Origin of the sequence: Nonomuraea cavernae (genome assembly GCF_014646355.1) — a bacterium.
GTDB lineage: Bacteria > Actinomycetota > Actinomycetes > Streptosporangiales > Streptosporangiaceae > Nonomuraea > Nonomuraea cavernae.
Genome location: NZ_BMNH01000015.1, coordinates 81,185 through 96,587, shown reverse-complemented (window position 1 = coordinate 96,587; position 15,403 = coordinate 81,185). Strand labels below are relative to the sequence as shown.

Annotated in this window: 15 protein-coding genes; 7 read left to right on the top strand and 8 right to left on the bottom strand. The window is 67.0% G+C overall.

Going from position 1 to position 15,403, the window contains the following annotated elements:
• Nucleotides 1-11: 11 nt before the first annotated feature.
• Nucleotides 12-755: an N-acetyltransferase gene (locus IEY82_RS23260; RefSeq protein WP_189126319.1), complete on the bottom strand. Its 744-nt coding sequence runs from the start codon at nt 753-755 to the stop codon at nt 12-14.
• Between the two features lie 11 nt (nt 756-766).
• Nucleotides 767-1,243 carry an Lrp/AsnC family transcriptional regulator gene (locus IEY82_RS23255; protein ID WP_189126318.1) on the bottom strand — a complete coding sequence of 159 codons (477 nt, stop codon included), beginning with the start codon at nt 1,241-1,243 and terminating at the stop codon, nt 767-769.
• A 61-nt stretch (nt 1,244-1,304) separates the two neighbouring features.
• Here IEY82_RS23255 and IEY82_RS23250 point away from each other — a divergent pair, with 61 nt between their 5' ends.
• From IEY82_RS23250 to IEY82_RS23235, 4 genes are all read left to right on the top strand, one after another.
• Nucleotides 1,305-2,663, top strand: a complete 1,359-nt coding sequence (locus IEY82_RS23250; protein ID WP_189126317.1) for a pyridoxal phosphate-dependent decarboxylase family protein — start codon at nt 1,305-1,307, stop codon at nt 2,661-2,663.
• Nucleotides 2,664-2,739: 76 nt separating this feature from the next.
• Nucleotides 2,740-3,570, top strand: coding sequence for an SDR family NAD(P)-dependent oxidoreductase (locus tag IEY82_RS23245; RefSeq protein WP_189126316.1), 831 nt, complete (start codon nt 2,740-2,742; stop codon nt 3,568-3,570).
• A gap of 73 nt (nt 3,571-3,643) precedes the next feature.
• Entirely contained in the window at nt 3,644-5,191 is a 1,548-nt protein-coding gene (gene guaA / locus IEY82_RS23240) for a glutamine-hydrolyzing GMP synthase (protein WP_189126315.1), read from the top strand.
• 858 nt (nt 5,192-6,049) lie between these two features.
• Nucleotides 6,050-6,643: a pyridoxamine 5'-phosphate oxidase family protein gene (locus tag IEY82_RS23235; RefSeq protein ID WP_189126314.1), complete on the top strand. Its 594-nt coding sequence runs from the start codon at nt 6,050-6,052 to the stop codon at nt 6,641-6,643.
• Between the two features lie 361 nt (nt 6,644-7,004).
• On the opposite strand, the gene IEY82_RS23230 is transcribed toward IEY82_RS23235, so the two are convergent.
• On the bottom strand, nt 7,005-7,223 hold the full coding sequence (locus IEY82_RS23230) for a DUF418 domain-containing protein (RefSeq protein ID WP_372459744.1): 219 nt from the start codon (nt 7,221-7,223) through the stop codon (nt 7,005-7,007).
• Between the two features lie 154 nt (nt 7,224-7,377).
• On the opposite strand from IEY82_RS23230, the gene IEY82_RS23225 reads away from it, so the two are divergent.
• The gene (locus tag IEY82_RS23225) at nt 7,378-9,270 is read left to right on the top strand and encodes a DUF2075 domain-containing protein (RefSeq protein WP_225263608.1); all 1,893 of its coding nucleotides are present in this window, start codon (nt 7,378-7,380) and stop codon (nt 9,268-9,270) included.
• Between the two features lie 462 nt (nt 9,271-9,732).
• Here IEY82_RS23225 and IEY82_RS23220 read toward each other — a convergent pair whose 3' ends face one another.
• From IEY82_RS23220 to IEY82_RS23210, 3 genes are all read right to left on the bottom strand, one after another.
• Nucleotides 9,733-11,136, bottom strand: a complete 1,404-nt coding sequence (locus IEY82_RS23220; RefSeq protein ID WP_189126311.1) for an IS1380 family transposase — start codon at nt 11,134-11,136, stop codon at nt 9,733-9,735.
• A gap of 205 nt (nt 11,137-11,341) precedes the next feature.
• The gene (locus IEY82_RS23215; protein ID WP_225263610.1) at nt 11,342-11,623 is read right to left on the bottom strand and encodes a DUF397 domain-containing protein; all 282 of its coding nucleotides are present in this window, start codon (nt 11,621-11,623) and stop codon (nt 11,342-11,344) included.
• On the bottom strand, nt 11,620-12,477 hold the full coding sequence (locus IEY82_RS23210) for a helix-turn-helix domain-containing protein (protein ID WP_189126310.1): 858 nt from the start codon (nt 12,475-12,477) through the stop codon (nt 11,620-11,622). Before IEY82_RS23210 ends, IEY82_RS23215 begins: the two co-directional genes overlap by 4 nt.
• A 558-nt stretch (nt 12,478-13,035) precedes the next feature.
• Here IEY82_RS23210 and IEY82_RS23205 point away from each other — a divergent pair.
• On the top strand, nt 13,036-13,464 hold the full coding sequence (locus IEY82_RS23205) for an ATP-binding protein (RefSeq protein ID WP_189126309.1): 429 nt from the start codon (nt 13,036-13,038) through the stop codon (nt 13,462-13,464).
• 295 nt (nt 13,465-13,759) lie between these two features.
• Here IEY82_RS23205 and IEY82_RS23200 read toward each other — a convergent pair whose 3' ends face one another.
• On the bottom strand, nt 13,760-13,948 hold the full coding sequence (locus IEY82_RS23200; protein ID WP_189126308.1) for a hypothetical protein: 189 nt from the start codon (nt 13,946-13,948) through the stop codon (nt 13,760-13,762).
• Between the two features lie 298 nt (nt 13,949-14,246).
• Nucleotides 14,247-14,720 carry a hypothetical protein gene (locus IEY82_RS23195; RefSeq protein WP_189126307.1) on the bottom strand — a complete coding sequence of 158 codons (474 nt, stop codon included), beginning with the start codon at nt 14,718-14,720 and terminating at the stop codon, nt 14,247-14,249.
• Nucleotides 14,721-14,974: 254 nt separating this feature from the next.
• Between IEY82_RS23195 and IEY82_RS23190 the strand changes: the two genes are divergently transcribed.
• Nucleotides 14,975-15,370 carry a YybH family protein gene (locus tag IEY82_RS23190; RefSeq protein ID WP_229697649.1) on the top strand — a complete coding sequence of 132 codons (396 nt, stop codon included), beginning with the start codon at nt 14,975-14,977 and terminating at the stop codon, nt 15,368-15,370.
• Nucleotides 15,371-15,403 lie beyond the last annotated feature (33 nt).

Sequence of the window (15,403 nt, the reverse complement as noted above, 5' to 3'; positions counted from 1 at the left end):
GTCTAACACGGTCAGCGCAGCGGGTGGCTGACCCAGACGTTCGGCTCGACGTAGACCGCGTGGTCGTGCGCCACGTCGCAGTGCACCGGGCTGAGCGCTCCCGGCACCTCGACCGTGCCGGTGCGGTCGAAGGGCAGATCGGTCCACGCGCGCCACTCGTCGAGTGTGCCCGCGACCACCATCGACCGGGGCGCCACCTTGACGATCTTCCCGCCGGCCCGTACGTGCACGCGCAGCCAGGCGTCGTGCGGCAGCCCGTCCGCTCGGGTGCGGAAGGCGTACTCGGTCATGGGGGTGTGCGGTTCGAGGTGTTTCTGGTTGGGCCGGACGGGCGCCACCAGCTCGGCGAACCCCATCGCGGCCGCGTGGTCGCGCATCGCGCGCACCATGCGAGGCGACACTCCCGACCCCAGCAGGTCGCGCCGGACGGTGATCTCCAGGGCGGAGATGGCGGAGGTCTCGGCGGAGGTCTCGCGGGCCAGCCAGCCCCGGCGGATCACCGCGTCCCAGCCGTCGTCGGGCAGCTCGGACCCCTTCGGCGCGTACGGGATCATGCAGCCGCGCGCCACCAGCCGCCCCGGCTCGGCGTCGTCGTCGGCCACCAGCACGTAGTCGGCGTAGGCCGAGTCGGCGATCTCGTAGAAGAGGTCGGCGATGGGGTCCTTGAGCATGAACTCGGGCCACGCGCTGTCCATCGTCCAGAGCGAGGCGGCGAGTTCGGGACGTTCGGCGAGCGTCGTGATCCGGAGGGACATGTGGATCATTGTTACATTTCGGATGGCCGCTGGACCGGTTGGTGCTCGGTCCTGAAGATCAGCGTGGTCTGCAGATGGACGATCTCCGGCCGGACCAGGAACTTCTCCAGCGCCAGCCGGTGCAGGTGGTCGGCGTCGGTCACGGCCACGTGCACCAGGAAGTCCTCGGTCCCGGCGACGTGGAACAGGGTGATCGTCTCCGGCAGGCCGAGCACGAACGTCCGCAGCGGGTCCACGAGCTGGCTGGTGTGGGGGCGTACGCGCAGGGCGAGCAACGCCTGCAGCGGCCGGCCCAGCTTGGCCGGCTCGACCCACGCGCGGAACCCGGTGATGACGCCCCGGCGGCGCAGCGAGCGGACGCGTTCCAGGGCCGTCGAGGGCGCCACGCCGAGGCGGTCGGCGAGATCCTTGTTGGGCAGCCGGGCGTCGTTCTGCAGCTCGGCCAGAATGGCCAGGTCGATCGAATCCAGTTCGGTGTTATGCGGCATTGTCACCCTTTCCTTCGGTGACGCTAGCCGGGCCTCGATGAAGTGACCACTATTTCGGAGTATGTGGAACATCGAGGAGTTCACCGAGGCGGCGGGCATCACGGTCCGCGAGCTGGCGGCGTACGTGGACGAGAGCCAGCGGGGCGCCGTGCCCGTGATCAGGCGCGAGCCGCCCCGGGAACTGGCCGAGCGGCTCGGGCTGCGGGACTTGATCCGGGACGGCGGGATGACTCCCGGGACGTACCAGGAGTTTCTGCGGACGTTCCTCGCGGAGGGCACCAGGCTCCACCATCCCGCCTACCTGGGACACCAGAGCGCGTCGCCGGACTTCCCGGCGGCACTGGCCGATTTCATCCACGGCGCCACGAACAACCCGATGGCCGTCTACGAGATGGGCGCGGCGGCGGCTACGGTCGAGTTCGAGGTGCTCAGGTGGATGCTGGCCAAGGTGGGCCTCCCGGCCGGCGGCGGCGTGCTGACGCACGGCGGGTCGCTGGCGAACCTGACGGCGCTGCTGGCCGCGCGGGCACGGGTGGCGCCCGACGCGTGGGAGAACGGCGTGCCGGACGACCTGGTGATCCTCGCGCCGCCCTCGGCGCACTACTCGGTGTCGCGCGCCGCGTCGATCCTGGGGCTGGGGCAGCGTTCGCTGGTGCCGCTGGAGACGGACGCGCTCGGCCGGATCGACGTCAGCCGCCTACCCGAGATTTCCGGAAAAAGGGTGATGGCGCTGGTCGCGTCCGCCTGCGCCACGGGCACCGGGCTCCACGACGACCTGCGCACCCTCGGCGCGTGGTGCCGCGAACGCGGCGTCTGGTTCCACGTGGACGGCGCGCACGGAGCCTCGGCCCTGCTCAGCGACCGGCACCGGCACCTGCTCGACGGCATCGACCAGGCCGACTCGGTCATCTGGGACGCCCACAAGATGCTCCGCACCTCCTCCCTCGCCGCCGCCGTGCTCGTCCGCGAGGAGGGCGACCTGGACGCCGCCTTCCGGCAGCAGGCCAGCTACCTCTTCTACGGCGACCAGGGCTTCGACCTGATCGGCCGCACCGTCGAGTGCACCAAGGCCGAGCTGGGCCTCAAGATCTTCCTGAACCTCGCCTGGCGCGGCGAGCGCGGCCTTGGCGACTACGTGGCCCGCCAGTACGCCACGGCCCACCGCTTCTGGGAGCTCGCCGCTCGGCGACCCGCCTTCGATCTGCCGTACGAGCCCGAGAGCAACATCGTCTGTTTCAGGTACGGCGACGCGGACCAGGCCGCGATCCGCGAGCGCCTGCTGCTCGACGGCTCCTTCCACCTCACCTCCACCGAGCTGGGCGGCGCCCGCCACCTGCGGGTCACGGTCATGGCCCCCGCGACGGACGACAAGATTCTGGAGGCCCTGCTCGACGAGATCGCCGCCGTAGCGACGTACTGAATCCGGATTTTGCCGACCTTCTAGACGGATCCGCCCGATCCTGTACGTTCGAGTCGAGCGCTAGGGGAGGGTTCCGGTGCGAGAACTGTTCGGCAAGGTCGCGGTGGTGACGGGGGCGGCGAGCGGCATCGGGAGGGCGTTATCCGTGCGCCTCGCCGCCGAGGGCATGTCGCTGATGCTCGCCGACGTCGATCCGGGTGGGCTGGCCGAGACCGCCGAACTGGCGGGCAACGGCAAGGCCCTCACCCAGATCACCGACGTGTCCGACGAGGCGTCCGTGCACCACCTGGCCGACCGGGCCTTCGGTGAGCTCGGCGCGGTCCACCTGCTCTGCAACAACGCGGGCGTCTTCCAGCGCGGGCACATGTGGACCCGCACCCCCGAGGACTTCAGCTGGCTGCTGGGCGTCAACCTGTGGGGCGTGCTCCACGGCATCCAGGCGTTCGTCCCGCGGATGATCGAGCAGGACACCGAAGGCCACATCGTCAACACCGTGTCCGTGGCCGGCCTGCTCGGCGCCCCGTCGGCGGGTGGATACGCGGTCAGCAAGTACGCGGCGTACGCGGCCACACAGTCGCTCGCCCAGGATCTGGCCGCCGTCGGGTCCAGGCTGCGCGTCACCGCCCTGTGCCCGGGCGGGGTGCGGACCAGGATCAACCACTCCGAACAGGTCCGCCCGGCGGGGCTCTCCCTCGCTCGCGGCTCCGACGACCCGGAGGCGCAGGAACGGCTCGACGCCGCCGTCGAGCGCGGCATCGAGCCGGAACGGGTCGCCGACCTGGTCGTCGAGGCGATCCACGAGGAACGCTTCCTGGTGCTGACCCACCCCGACTACGGCATGGGCCTGCGCAGGCAGACCGACGCCCTGCTCACGGGCGGTATCCCCCCGCTGCCCGCGTACGAATGACACCTGGCCAGGCAGGACGGGTGCTGCCGATACACTGGAGACACCGCATTCGCCTTCATGGGGGTATCTCTCGGTGTCTGATTTCGACACAGTGCTCGTGGTCGACTTCGGCGCGCAGTACGCGCAGTTGATCGCCAGGCGGGTGCGCGAGTGCCACGTCTACTCCGAGATCGTGCCCTCGACGATGCCGGTCGAGGAGATGCTGGCCAAGCGGCCCAAGGCGATCATCCTGTCCGGCGGCCCCTCCTCGGTCTACGCCGACAACGCCCCGGCCGTCCCCGCCGGCCTGTTCGAGACCGGAGTGCCCACGTTCGGCATCTGCTACGGCTTCCAGGCGATGGCCCAGGCGCTGGGCGGCGAGGTGGCCCGCACCGGCGTCGCCGAATACGGCGGCACCGAGCTCGACGTGCTCCAGGAGGGCGTGATCTTCGCCGGGCTGCCCGCGGCGCAGAAGGTCTGGATGTCCCACGGCGACAGCGTCGCCGCCGCCCCCGAGGGGTTCGCGGTGACCGCCTCCACTCGCGAGACTCCGGTCGCCGCCTTCGAGCACCCCCAGCGGGGCCTCTACGGCGTGCAGTTCCACCCCGAGGTGCTCCACTCCGAGCACGGCCAGGCGGTGCTCAGGCACTTCCTCGACGCGGCGGGCTGCCGCCCCTCCTGGACCATGCTCAACATCGTCGAAGAGTCCGTCGAGGCGGTCCGCCGCCAGGTCGGCGGCGGCCGGGCGATCTGCGCGCTGTCCGGCGGCGTCGACTCCGCCGTGGCCGCCGCGATCGTGCAGCGCGCCATCGGCGACCGGCTGACCTGCGTCTTCGTCGACCACGGGCTGCTGCGCAAGGGCGAGGCCGAGCAGGTCGAACGCGACTTCGTGGCCGCCACCGGCGTCAAGCTCCGGGTCGTCGACGCCGCCGACCGCTTCCTGAAGGCGCTCGACGGCGTGACCGACCCGGAGGAGAAGCGCAAGATCATCGGACGCGAGTTCATCCGCGTCTTCGAGGACGAGCAGCGCGCGATCATGGCCGACGGCCCGGTCGACTTCCTCGTCCAGGGCACCCTCTACCCCGACGTGGTCGAGTCGGGCGGCGGCACCGGCACCGCCAACATCAAGTCCCACCACAACGTCGGCGGCCTGCCCGAAGACCTCCAGTTCACCCTGGTGGAGCCGCTGCGCACGCTGTTCAAGGACGAGGTGCGGCGGGCCGGTGAGGAGCTGGGGCTGCCGAGCGCGATGGTGTGGCGTCAGCCGTTCCCCGGTCCCGGCCTCGGCATCCGCATCATCGGCGAGGTCACCCGCGAGCGGCTCGACCTGCTGCGCGAGGCCGACGCCATCGCCCGGGAGGAGCTGTCGCGGGCCGGGCTCGACCGTGAGATCTGGCAGTGTCCGGTGGTGTTGCTCGCCGACGTCCGCTCCGTCGGCGTCCAGGGCGACGGCCGCACCTATGGTCATCCGGTGGTGCTGCGCCCGGTGTCGTCCGAGGACGCCATGACGGCCGACTGGTCCCGCGTGCCGTACGACGTGCTCTCCCGCATCTCCACCCGCATCACCAACGAGGTCCGCGACGTCAACCGCGTCGTCCTCGACGTCACCAGCAAGCCCCCGGGCACCATCGAGTGGGAGTAGCGGGGTTCTGAGTCGCTCCCACTCTTGTTCGGGGGCCGTATGCGCGACGCGACGCCCGGGTTCTGTGCGGGGCGTCCTGGTGAAAATCTTCATCCTCTGCGACGCGCCACGCACCGTACGGGGTCGGGCCTCCAGTGATACGCCCGCTGACCGGCACGCCGCCTTCTCTACCGTCTACGCGGTAGAACCGCCAGAGTCTTTACCTGGCGGCTTCCACTCCATGCCTCACTTGGCGTTCTGGATATGGTCTGGGGCAAGCTGTTCGCGTATGTAACTGAGAGTATTTTTAGTATGATGTGTCCCCAATGCGCCAAACTAAAAATTTCTCGTAGTGCAGGCTGGCCTTGTGAGATGCGCCCACAAGAAGACAAGCCTCGGATGCGGCTGTGGCGCAGGGCAGCTCAGCAGCGCGGCTACTTCACCGAGGGTCAGCCATGCGAGTTCTCGGACACTCGACCGAGAACGATGATTCCCTGCTTGGTCCCGTACTTCGTGACGAAGTGCTTCCCCAAGATCCTGTTGATCTGACGCAACGTCTCGGCAGGCACCTTGGCGACAACCTGACGTTCCCAGTGTTGCCCTGTACGCTCGGCGACCCTGGAATGGTGGCGGAGCCGGTCCCGCCGAGCGTGATCCCCATCACGATCGTTCGGCGGCGCTCGATCTCGTCGATGAGGACTCCGTGGACTTCGGCGATCGAAAGCGCGAAGAGGGTGCTCAGCTGAAGAGTGGATCAAGTTTGAAGCGCCGCTCACGCCGTGGAGTTGATCGTGATCTGGGTTGGTGACCGATTCCGTTGCCGCGCGATCCCTGCCTCCTGCCGTGTCGGAGAGATCATCATTCCGTCATAATCGGCCCATGGGAAAGAGCTACGAGCGGATAGACGGCAGGCTGCGTGCCTTCATCGAGGCGCAGCACATCTTCTTCACCGCGACGGCACCGCTGGACGGCGAGGGCACCGTCAACCTTTCGCCCAAGGGCCTGAACGGTTCGTTCGCCGTACTTGACGAACTCACCGTGGCCTACCTCGATTTCGCGGGCAGCAACGCCGAGACGATCGCCCATCTGCGCGAGAACGGCCGCATCACCCTGATGTGGTGCGCCTTCGATGGTCCTCCCAACATCGTGCGCGTGCACGGCCGCGGAGAGCCGGTCTTCCGCGACGATGCGCGTTGGGCCGAGCTGATGGGCTACTTCCCCGACATCGACCCGACCCTGCACGGCCTGCGCGCGATCATCGTCGTTACCGCCGAGAAGATCCGCGATACCTGCGGGTATGCCGTCCCGTTCATGACCTATGAAGAGGACCGCCCGCTGCACGCTTCGCGCTTCGCGCGTGAGACCGATGAGTCGCTCGACGTGTACTTCCAGAAGAAGGAACACATCGCGACCAGCATCGACGGTCTTCCGGGGCTGCCACTGCCACTGCCACCGCTTCCGCGCACCGCATAACACCACATTGGCCAACTCCACCAAGAGGTCGAGGCCGTCAAGCATTTCGTTGTCGACCTCCCCACAGACGTCGCCATCGATGTCGAGTATGTCTATGATCTCGGCGATGAGCAGGCCGCTGTCGAACTCGGTCAGTTCCGGGAAGTCGACGCGCAAGCCAAGGCGCTGGCCAGGGCTCGTGAGGCATTGGCCAAGCGAGCGGCAAAGGCCCTGGTATCAGCGAGCGGGACGGGGCCGTGATGATGGGCCTGTCAAAGCAGCGCGTCCATCAACTCAAGCACGCAGGCTGATCCGCCTATCGCGCCACGCTTGGCCGCATGCCGCCCGACCACGGTCGTGGTAGGGCGGCACCGCACTTCGATCAGGCTCGTCGTTGACGGTAGGCGAGGCGGCGCAGCAGGATCTCCGCCGGGCCCCGGTGCCCGGCGCGCCGTAGCAGATCGGCGATCACCAGTGACAGCAGCCAGGTCGCCGCTGCCACCCCCGTGGCGCCCGCGAGCCCGAGATCGTCCTGCAGCCTGAGTCCGTACGGGCCGAAGACCACGACGAACACGACCGACTGGAACAGATAAAGGCTCATCGAGGGTTCGAAAGCTGGTAATCGTCGACCGGGGCGAGGGGAGATCCCGGTAATCTTCTGGACGTATCGGTGATGCGGCCCGACGGGCTTCCGCTCTGATGGCGGACATGCCCCCATACCGCACGAATCTTTCGTGCTGCCTGGGGGTACGTCCGTGGCCGTTTTCCGGCATTCGGCGGAAAGCCTGGTTCAGTTGGTGTCCGAGTCGGTGCCTGAGCGCGTCCTCAGTGATGTGATCGCCGACTACCTGCGCGCTACCCAGGGCATCAATCCGGGCAAGGGTGAACGCAGGTCGTGGGACCGGAGTATCCCGATTTTGGCCCGGGATCTGGTCGAAGCCGGACTTGGTGGCGTCGAGATGCTGATCGAGTATCAGCTTCCGTTAACCAGCAAGCGGGCCGACGTCATTCTCGCCGGACGTGACCGGCGGACGGGAGCCGACTCCTACCTGATCGTCGAGCTCAAGCAGTGGAGCCAGGCCGAACTGTACGAGGACGACGCGGATCTCGTCCTGGTGCCTGGCATGGGTGATCGGCCCAAGCTTCACCCGGTGGTGCAGGTGCGCGGCTACTGCGAATATCTGGCCGATTTCGTCGGTGCCCTGGACCAGCACCGGAACGCGGTGCGCGGAGTGGCTTACCTGCACAACGCCAGTGACCCGGACATCCACGATCTCTACGACCACGTTGAGGACGAGCGCACCCGGCTGTTCAGCAAGACGCGCCGTGGGCAGTTCGTCGACTATCTCAGGGGGCAGTTCGCGACCGAGCCCGGGGCAGCGGCGGCTGATCGCCTGCTGTCCAGCGCCATCCGGCCGTCCAAGCAACTGCTCAAGGCCGCTGCCGGTGAGATCAAGAACCGTGATCAGTTCGTCCTGCTGGCCGAGCAGCGGCTGGCCTACGAGATCGTGCTGCACGCGGTGGAGAAGGCTCGGGCGGGCGACTCGAAGCAGGTTGTGATCATCACGGGAGGGCCGGGCTCCGGCAAGAGCGTCATCGCGCTGTCTCTGCTGGGGGAGCTCTCCGACCGTGGTTACTCGGCTCTGCACGCCACTGGTTCGCGCTCCTTCACCGAGACGATGCGGCGCGTTGTCGCCAAGGGGTCGACCCGGATGAAGGCGATGTTCAAGTACTTCAACAACTTCATGACGGCCAAGCCCAACGATCTGGATGTGCTGATCTGCGACGAGGCCCACCGCATCCGCGAGACCTCGGCCAACCGGTTCACCAAATCGGCCCAGCGGACCGGCCGGCCACAGCTGGACGAGTTGATCGCCGCGGCGAGGGTGCCGGTGTTCCTGCTGGATGAACATCAGGTGGTGCGGCCGGGCGAGATGGGGCGGGTCGCTGACATCACCGCCTACGCCCACTCTCTGGGCCTTGCCGTGCACCAGGTCGATCTGGACGCGCAGTTCCGCTGTGGCGGGAGCCGCAAGTACGAGGAGTGGGTCCTGCGCCTGCTGGGCCTGGACGGCGGCGCTCCGGAGGCGTGGACAGGGGACGACCACTTCACGGTTTCCCTCACCGAATCGCCCTACGAACTGGAGGCCCTGCTGCGGAGCAGGCTGGAAGCGAGTTATTCGGCGCGGATGACGGCCGGGTTCTGCTGGCCCTGGAGTTCCCCGAACGGCGATGACAGCCTGGTCGCGGACGTGCGGGTCGGTGACTGGGCGCGGCCGTGGAACGTCAAGGGTGACAGGGCTGTGGGGAACGCTCCGGCCAGTGCCCTGTGGGCCACCGCAGATGGTGGGTTCGAGCAGGTGGGGTGCGTCTACACCGCGCAAGGCTTCGAGTACGACTGGAACGGTGTGATCTTCGGCCCGGACCTCGTCTATCGCGACGGCAAGTTGGTCACCGTCCGCAGCGCCAGCAAGGACCCGGCGCTCACGCGGAAGGGAGTCACCGACGTGCAGGCGGATCGGCTGATCCGCAACACCTACAAGGTGCTGCTGACACGCGGCATGATGGGCACCGCCGTGTACTCGGTCGATCCGGCGACGCAGGAGTTCTTCGCTGGACTGCTGGAGCCACGTGCAGCTGTACGTTGACGCGAGAGCGCGTCTGCCAGGCATGTTCGGAGATCCGCGCCAGATGACGCTCGCGCGTGGCATCCACGCGACAGCGTTCAATATCCGTCGGTCATCCTTGATATGGGCCAACCGGGAATTCGAGACTATCCATCAAGCGCCGAACTGAGCATTCTCGTCACTGCTGGCAGATCTGATCCCGCCAGGTGACGCCCAGATGGTCCAGCCCGCCTGCTGGACCACTCGCGTCCAAGAGAAGAGTCACTCAGCCTGAATCCGCCGTGTGATTCACGGTGATCGATTTCCAGTCCGATTCGTCCGCGAGGACGGATTCCGTAGGTGAGGGGCTGGGTTTTCGGCGTGGGAGGGCTGCCGCGCGCGGGTCGCGGCCTGTCCGGTGTCTTTCAGGTTTTCGGGGGTGGGATGTGCGCGGTGGCGGTGACCGTCGCGGTCGTTGAGGTGGCGGTGATCTGGAGGCGGCGCTCAGGCCGGGTGTGGTGGCGGGTCGTGGGTGGCGGTGAAGGCGTTCATCCAGGCGAAATCCCAGCGCCAGTGGGTGGGCAGGTGGAGGGCGAGGTGGCCGCGGCCGTGCCGGGCCAGGCGGGCGGGCACGCTGATGAGGTGGCGGCGCAGGGTGGCCCCGCGGGCTCGGGCGTGGAAGGCCGAGGCCAGGCAGCCCAGGGCGCGCAGCAGGTTGTGGGTGATCGCCGCGCAGGCGAGCCAGGCGGCGTTGGCGGCGAAATGGCCCGAGGGCAGATGCGCGAGCGGCCCGTCGATCAAATCCGCGTTGACCTGCTCCTGCACCGCGTGATCACGATGGTGTTCCTCGGCCTGGAGCAGGGTGTAGGGGCTATCGGTGAAGATCGGGTGGTAGCGGTAGGTGGTGAACAGTTCGTCCTGGCCACGATCGGCCTGAGCGTTGAGCTTCTTGACCCGGCGCACGATCAGCCGGGCGGCCACCTGCTTGCTCTTCTTACTGGTGAAGGCGGTGTATGGGGCCTCGGCTACCTCGGCGTCGGAGACCCAGCCGCCGGCCTGCTCGTCGAAGAGGGCGTTGGGGTACTTGATCGGCATCCACGCGGGTTCGTCGATGGCGGTGATTGCCGCCTTGACCTTGGGGTCCAGCTTGGCGGTGACGGAGAAACGCACATCCTGGTCGTGGCAGGCGCCGACGACTTCGGCGCTGTAGAACGCGCTGTCGCCGCGCAGCATCAGCGTGCCCGAGCAGCCCGCCTGCCGGGCGGTGGGAATCGCTTCGCGTACCAGGGAAGCTGCGCCGCGCGCGGAGCCTGCGCTGCCGCCGCGCAGTCGGGTGGCGGCCAGCACCGGCGCGGCCAACGGTGTGGACAGGGTGACGGCCAGCACGTTCAGCCCGCGGACCAGCACACTCTTGCCCTGGATCTTGGTGTGGCCGAACCCGGAGCCTTGCTTGGCGTAGCCGTAGGTGCGTCGCTGCATCGAGTCGATGTCGAGGAAGGCCAGCACTTCGGCGCCGGGCAGCAGCGGCGTGTGCGCGGCCAGCGTGACCAGCACCTGCCGGGCGACCTTGTCCAGTTGGCGCACGTTGCCCCAGGTGAAAGCGCGTAGGAACGACCCGAGTGTGGACGGCGCGCGGATCCCGGTGAACAGCTTGTCCATCCCGCCGTGCCGCAACGCGTCCAGGTCGTCGATGCTGTCAGCGCCGCAGGCCATCCCGGCCACGATCGAGGCCACCTTCGCCGGAGCGTTCACGCCCTCCGCCGCGCTCGGGGCCACGTGTTCGCCCACCAGGCGTCCCAGCCCAGCACGCTCAGCCAGCCGCAGCGCCGGGGCCAAGCCACCGTAGGAGATCAGATGCTCGTCATCGAAGATCGCGTGAGTCTTGTCAGCGGCGTGGGAGAATCGCACTTACGAGGTGTCCTTTGACTGCGGCGGTTGGAAGCCTAGAGAACTCCCATCCTCCCAGTTCGGAGGGCACCTCACCTCATTTCACGAACCTCATGCCACATTCAGGCCGGTGGATTCAGGCTCAGGCGCGAAAGGTTCATCAACCCGGCCTCCTGCCTCGTGGTAGGAAGGTCGGCATCTACTCAGAGGAGAGAACGATCCTTCCTTATGTGAGGTCGTCGAACTCTCCTGCGACGAGCCCGTGTCGAAAAGCCGCGAACTCGCTACGAGTGAAGTACAGCCTGGGGCCGTCGGGGTCTTTGGAATCACGTAGAGCGATCAGCGGCCCATCGCCGGCCTTGTGCGCGGCGCCCGCTGCCCGAGCGTCGAGGTCGCCGTCCAGCAGGGCCACCTCGACACAGTTTCCACCCGTCCCGTTGGAGAGGCTGGACTTTCGCCACGCTAGGCGATCGATCCGCTCGCGGTTCTCGTCTTGACCGCTGTTCACGATGTACCTCCTGCTGCCTGTTCGATCAGGCGTCGGGTCGCATCGGGTCCCAGTGCTCGCGCACGTAGATGATCAAACATCCGATTGTAGGCATTCACATCATTAGGGGCTTCCAGGTAGATACTTCCCCTCCAATACTCGACGTACACGACATCTGGATCGGACGGCTTGGGGAACTTCAGGATGCTGAACCCGCCGTTCATGGCTGGATGGGCGCCGCTGTCGAAGGCGAGGACCTGGATGTTGATGGGGTTCTGTTGTGACAGTTCAAGAAGGTGGAGCAGTTGACGCCGCATGACGTCTTTTCCTCCCACTTCGCGTCGAATGACCGCTTCGTTCAGTACCATCCACATCTCGGGTGGCGTTGCTGACGTCAGCAGCTCTTGGCGCTTCATGCGAATCGAGAGGCTTTGGGTGAGTTCCTCATCCGGAGCGAGAGTCGGCTCCGCGCCCATGACGGCTCGCGCGTACTCCTCCGTCTGGAAGAGGCCAGGCACGTACTCGGTCTCGTAGCCGCAGATGGACGAGGCGTCCTCTTCGAGACCCACATAGCTCTGGAAGTACTCGGGGATCGTGTCGGACATCTTGTCCCACCAGCCGCGTTTCCGTGCGTCGCGGGCCAGTTGGAGCAGGATTTCCCTGGTGTGTGGTGGCACCTCGTAAATCTCCAGCAACATGGTCACATCGGAGATGCGGGCGCCGACCAGTGCCGCCTCGATGCGGGTGACGGTCGGTGCCGAACATCCCAGGCGTTCGGCGACCGCATCGCGCGACAGGCCCTTCTCTTTGCGCAGGCTGCGCAAGATGGCCGCCAGGCGACGCTGGCGTGCTGACGGACTGCGCTGTGCTGACATCTCGCCTCCGGTGCGTGGAAGTCTGGATCGATCTTGAGGACACAATCTGAACCAAGTGCATCCCGTGAACTTCTTGCACTAAGAGTAGTCGTCAAGGCACACTCTGTGAGGGGTAAATGCTTGCACAGGCATCCCTCTCCGGCCAGCTCGGCATGCTGCCAAGAAGCGGACGTGTTGATCCGCACCACGTGCAGCATGTCTTAGTGCAGCTCCCTGGGCTACTGATCGTCTCCGCACGTGAAGGGCGGTTGGAACGATGCGACGCACGCGAAGGCACGACAATCCGCAACCGATGTCGGTACCGCCGACTCCCGAACAGGTGCAGTTTCTCTATTTGTCCCAGCTTGCGTGGGCGCTGAAGAGGCGTGGCCTGGCTGTTTCGGTGCAGTTGCCGCGACGCGATGAGCCGTGCGTCTCGGTCCAGCGGGCGTCGGGACCGTTGCTCGTACGGGCTTCGCTACGTGGCGAGCGGTGGGTGTTCACGTGGGGGCGGGGGCGGGATCGGCGGGTGGACGCCCTTGACGAGTGCGCGTACGAGCGGGTGTGGGAGGTGGCCCAGTGAGCGATCAGGTTCTGGTCGAGCTGACGTTTCCGGGTGTGGCGGCCTGGGTGCCGCTGGCCCGGCGTTGGGTGGCGGATGCCCTGGTGGCCGCGGGGCATCGCGATATGGATGGTGCCCGCCTCGTCACCAGCGAGCTGGTGGGGAACGCCGTGCTGCACACCGCGTCGGGCCGGCCGGGCGGCCTGGTCATGGTACGGGTCTCGCAGGTCGCTGAAGCGGTGGCCAGGATTGAGGTCATCGATCAGGGCGCGAAGACGAGTCCCCATCCGCGCCGGTCGGACGACGACGAGTGTGGCGGGCGTGGGCTGTGGGCGGTCCAGCAGAGTTCGATCAGCTGGGGGACTCGGAACGCTCCACTGAGGTGGAACCTGGTGTGGGCCGAGGTGTCCACGCTGGAACTCCTCAGCGCAGGCGCGTCCCCATGACCGGGCTGCCCGACTTCCACGGCCTTCACCTGGGCGTCCGCCGTGCCGATGCCGAACGAGTCGAGTGGTGTGATCCGGTGCCGCGCTTCGACCGGGTCCGGGTCCTGCGGCACACCTGCGAGTGCAGGGCGCGCGTCTACGAGTTCTGCGCGGCCGGTGGGCTGGCGTGGGTGCGCAGGACAGATCGGCTTGCCGCCGGGCCGACCGTCAAGGAGAGCCATCCAGGCTCGTACGGCGAGGTCGAAAAGCTGTGGGAGAGGCTCCTCACCGGCGAGGCCCGATTATCGACGACCCGCTATCGCAGGGTGAAGCGGTTACGCAGCGCCCGGAACGCGACCCGTGCCGAACGGGTGCTCAGGAGCAGCGCGGTGAGCCCGAGACAAGCCACGGCCACGGCCACGAACAGCCACGGGTCCTTGGTCTCCAGCACCTGGAGCAGCGCGAGACCGATGCCGGCGGGCACCGTGACGAGGGTGAACACCACGACGGCGCTGTTGACGTGCCGGTTCTCGTCGTCGCGGGCGAGCCGGTTGAAGTCGCTGATCTCAGTGAGGATCTGCTCGTAGCGCTCCTGAAGTGGGTGCTGCCGCTACCCGCCTGCACAGCTACGCCCTGCTACGGCAGCAGTCAATCCTGCTCTTCTGAATGAACTGACCACGTATGGTTACCACCGAATCTGTGCCAGAGCTGAGGCGGGACTTGCCTTCCCGACCAACGTTGGCGCGTTGGCCGGGCTCAGTCTCGGTGATCTCTGGAGCGTCGATGACCTGGCCGTGATCGCCTTAGCAGGGCCAGGTGGACGCACTCACCTCGAAGGTGTCCTCCGACTCCGGGTCGAACCAGAGATTGAGGCTGACCTCTGCACCCTCGACCTCCTTGACCATGCACCTCGGCTCGTCAGCGGAGCCCTCGGTGGGAAGGAGCGTCCAGTCGTTGCGCAGGGCGAGGTCTTGATAGAAGGACTCAACATCCTTGGGTGAGCCATGCTGCCCCGGAAGGCGATAGGAGCGGCTGATGGTGGCATGGTGGTCGTCGGTGTCGGTGCACCCGCGATCGCGCTCTCCGGTCGGGGCTGCGCCGGTCGGGGCGGCGTCCAGGACGTCGAACGACGCCAAGGCGGCCTCGACGCTGTCGTAGTTCTTGCTGCAGACCCTCCGGTGCTCCCATAGCTCGGAGATCAGGGGGCCAGCGGCGAGACCGGCCACCACCAGTAAACCGGCGACCGCCACCAACGAACAGCCGAGAACCCTTTTCATGACCGCGACCATAGCGGCCTCAGCGCTGTTGCCAGCCGCTTGGAAACCATGAGTGCAGGGCGCGTCTACGAGTTCTGCGCGGCCGGGGGCTGGCATGGGTGCGCAGGACCGCGGTCCGGGGGTTTCCTCGGGCCTGACATCTCGGGGCGCTGTGTCGTCGGTCTGGTGAAAAGCCGAGATTCCACACCGATGGGAAGTGATGGGTAGCGATGTCTGCGCACCGCGAGGTAGACGAAGCCAGGATCAAGCAGCAGGTGGAGAAGATCGTCGAAGGAATCCGCGCCAAGGACCTCGACGGCCTGAGGCGGCTTTACGCGACAGACGTCGTCTCCTTCGACGTCGAGCCGCCGCTGCAACACGTGGGGATAGCGGCGAAGATGGAGAACTGGACGAGGGCGTTCGCGCTCTTCCAGGATGTGGATTATGAGCTTCGCGACCTGACCTTCACCGTGGGCGATGACGTGGCGTTCGGCCACGGTTTCGGTCGGCTCAGCGGCACGCTGCAGAACGGGACGGCGACGAGTGGCATGTGGGTCCGGGCCACGTTGTGCTTCCGGAAGAGCGACGACCATTGGTTGATCGCGCACGACCAGGCCTCTGTGCCGTTCGACATCGCGAGCGGCAGGGGCGTGGCAGACCTCGAGCCCTGACGAGTCGCCGACGTCGGGGGCGTCGCGGGTTAC

What these genes read in the sequence shown, in the direction of transcription:
- IEY82_RS23260 (WP_189126319.1), bottom strand. Translation starts at nt 755, where the DNA reads ATGTCCCTCCGGATCACGACGCTCGCCGAACGTCCCGAACTCGCCGCC.
- IEY82_RS23255 (WP_189126318.1), bottom strand. Translation starts at nt 1,243, where the DNA reads ATGCCGCATAACACCGAACTGGATTCGATCGACCTGGCCATTCTGGCC.
- IEY82_RS23250 (WP_189126317.1), top strand. Translation starts at nt 1,305, where the DNA reads ATGTGGAACATCGAGGAGTTCACCGAGGCGGCGGGCATCACGGTCCGC.
- IEY82_RS23235 (WP_189126314.1), top strand. Translation starts at nt 6,050, where the DNA reads ATGGGAAAGAGCTACGAGCGGATAGACGGCAGGCTGCGTGCCTTCATC.
- IEY82_RS23230 (WP_372459744.1), bottom strand. Translation starts at nt 7,223, where the DNA reads ATGAGCCTTTATCTGTTCCAGTCGGTCGTGTTCGTCGTGGTCTTCGGC.
- IEY82_RS23210 (WP_189126310.1), bottom strand. Translation starts at nt 12,477, where the DNA reads ATGTCAGCACAGCGCAGTCCGTCAGCACGCCAGCGTCGCCTGGCGGCC.
- IEY82_RS23195 (WP_189126307.1), bottom strand. Translation starts at nt 14,720, where the DNA reads ATGAAAAGGGTTCTCGGCTGTTCGTTGGTGGCGGTCGCCGGTTTACTG.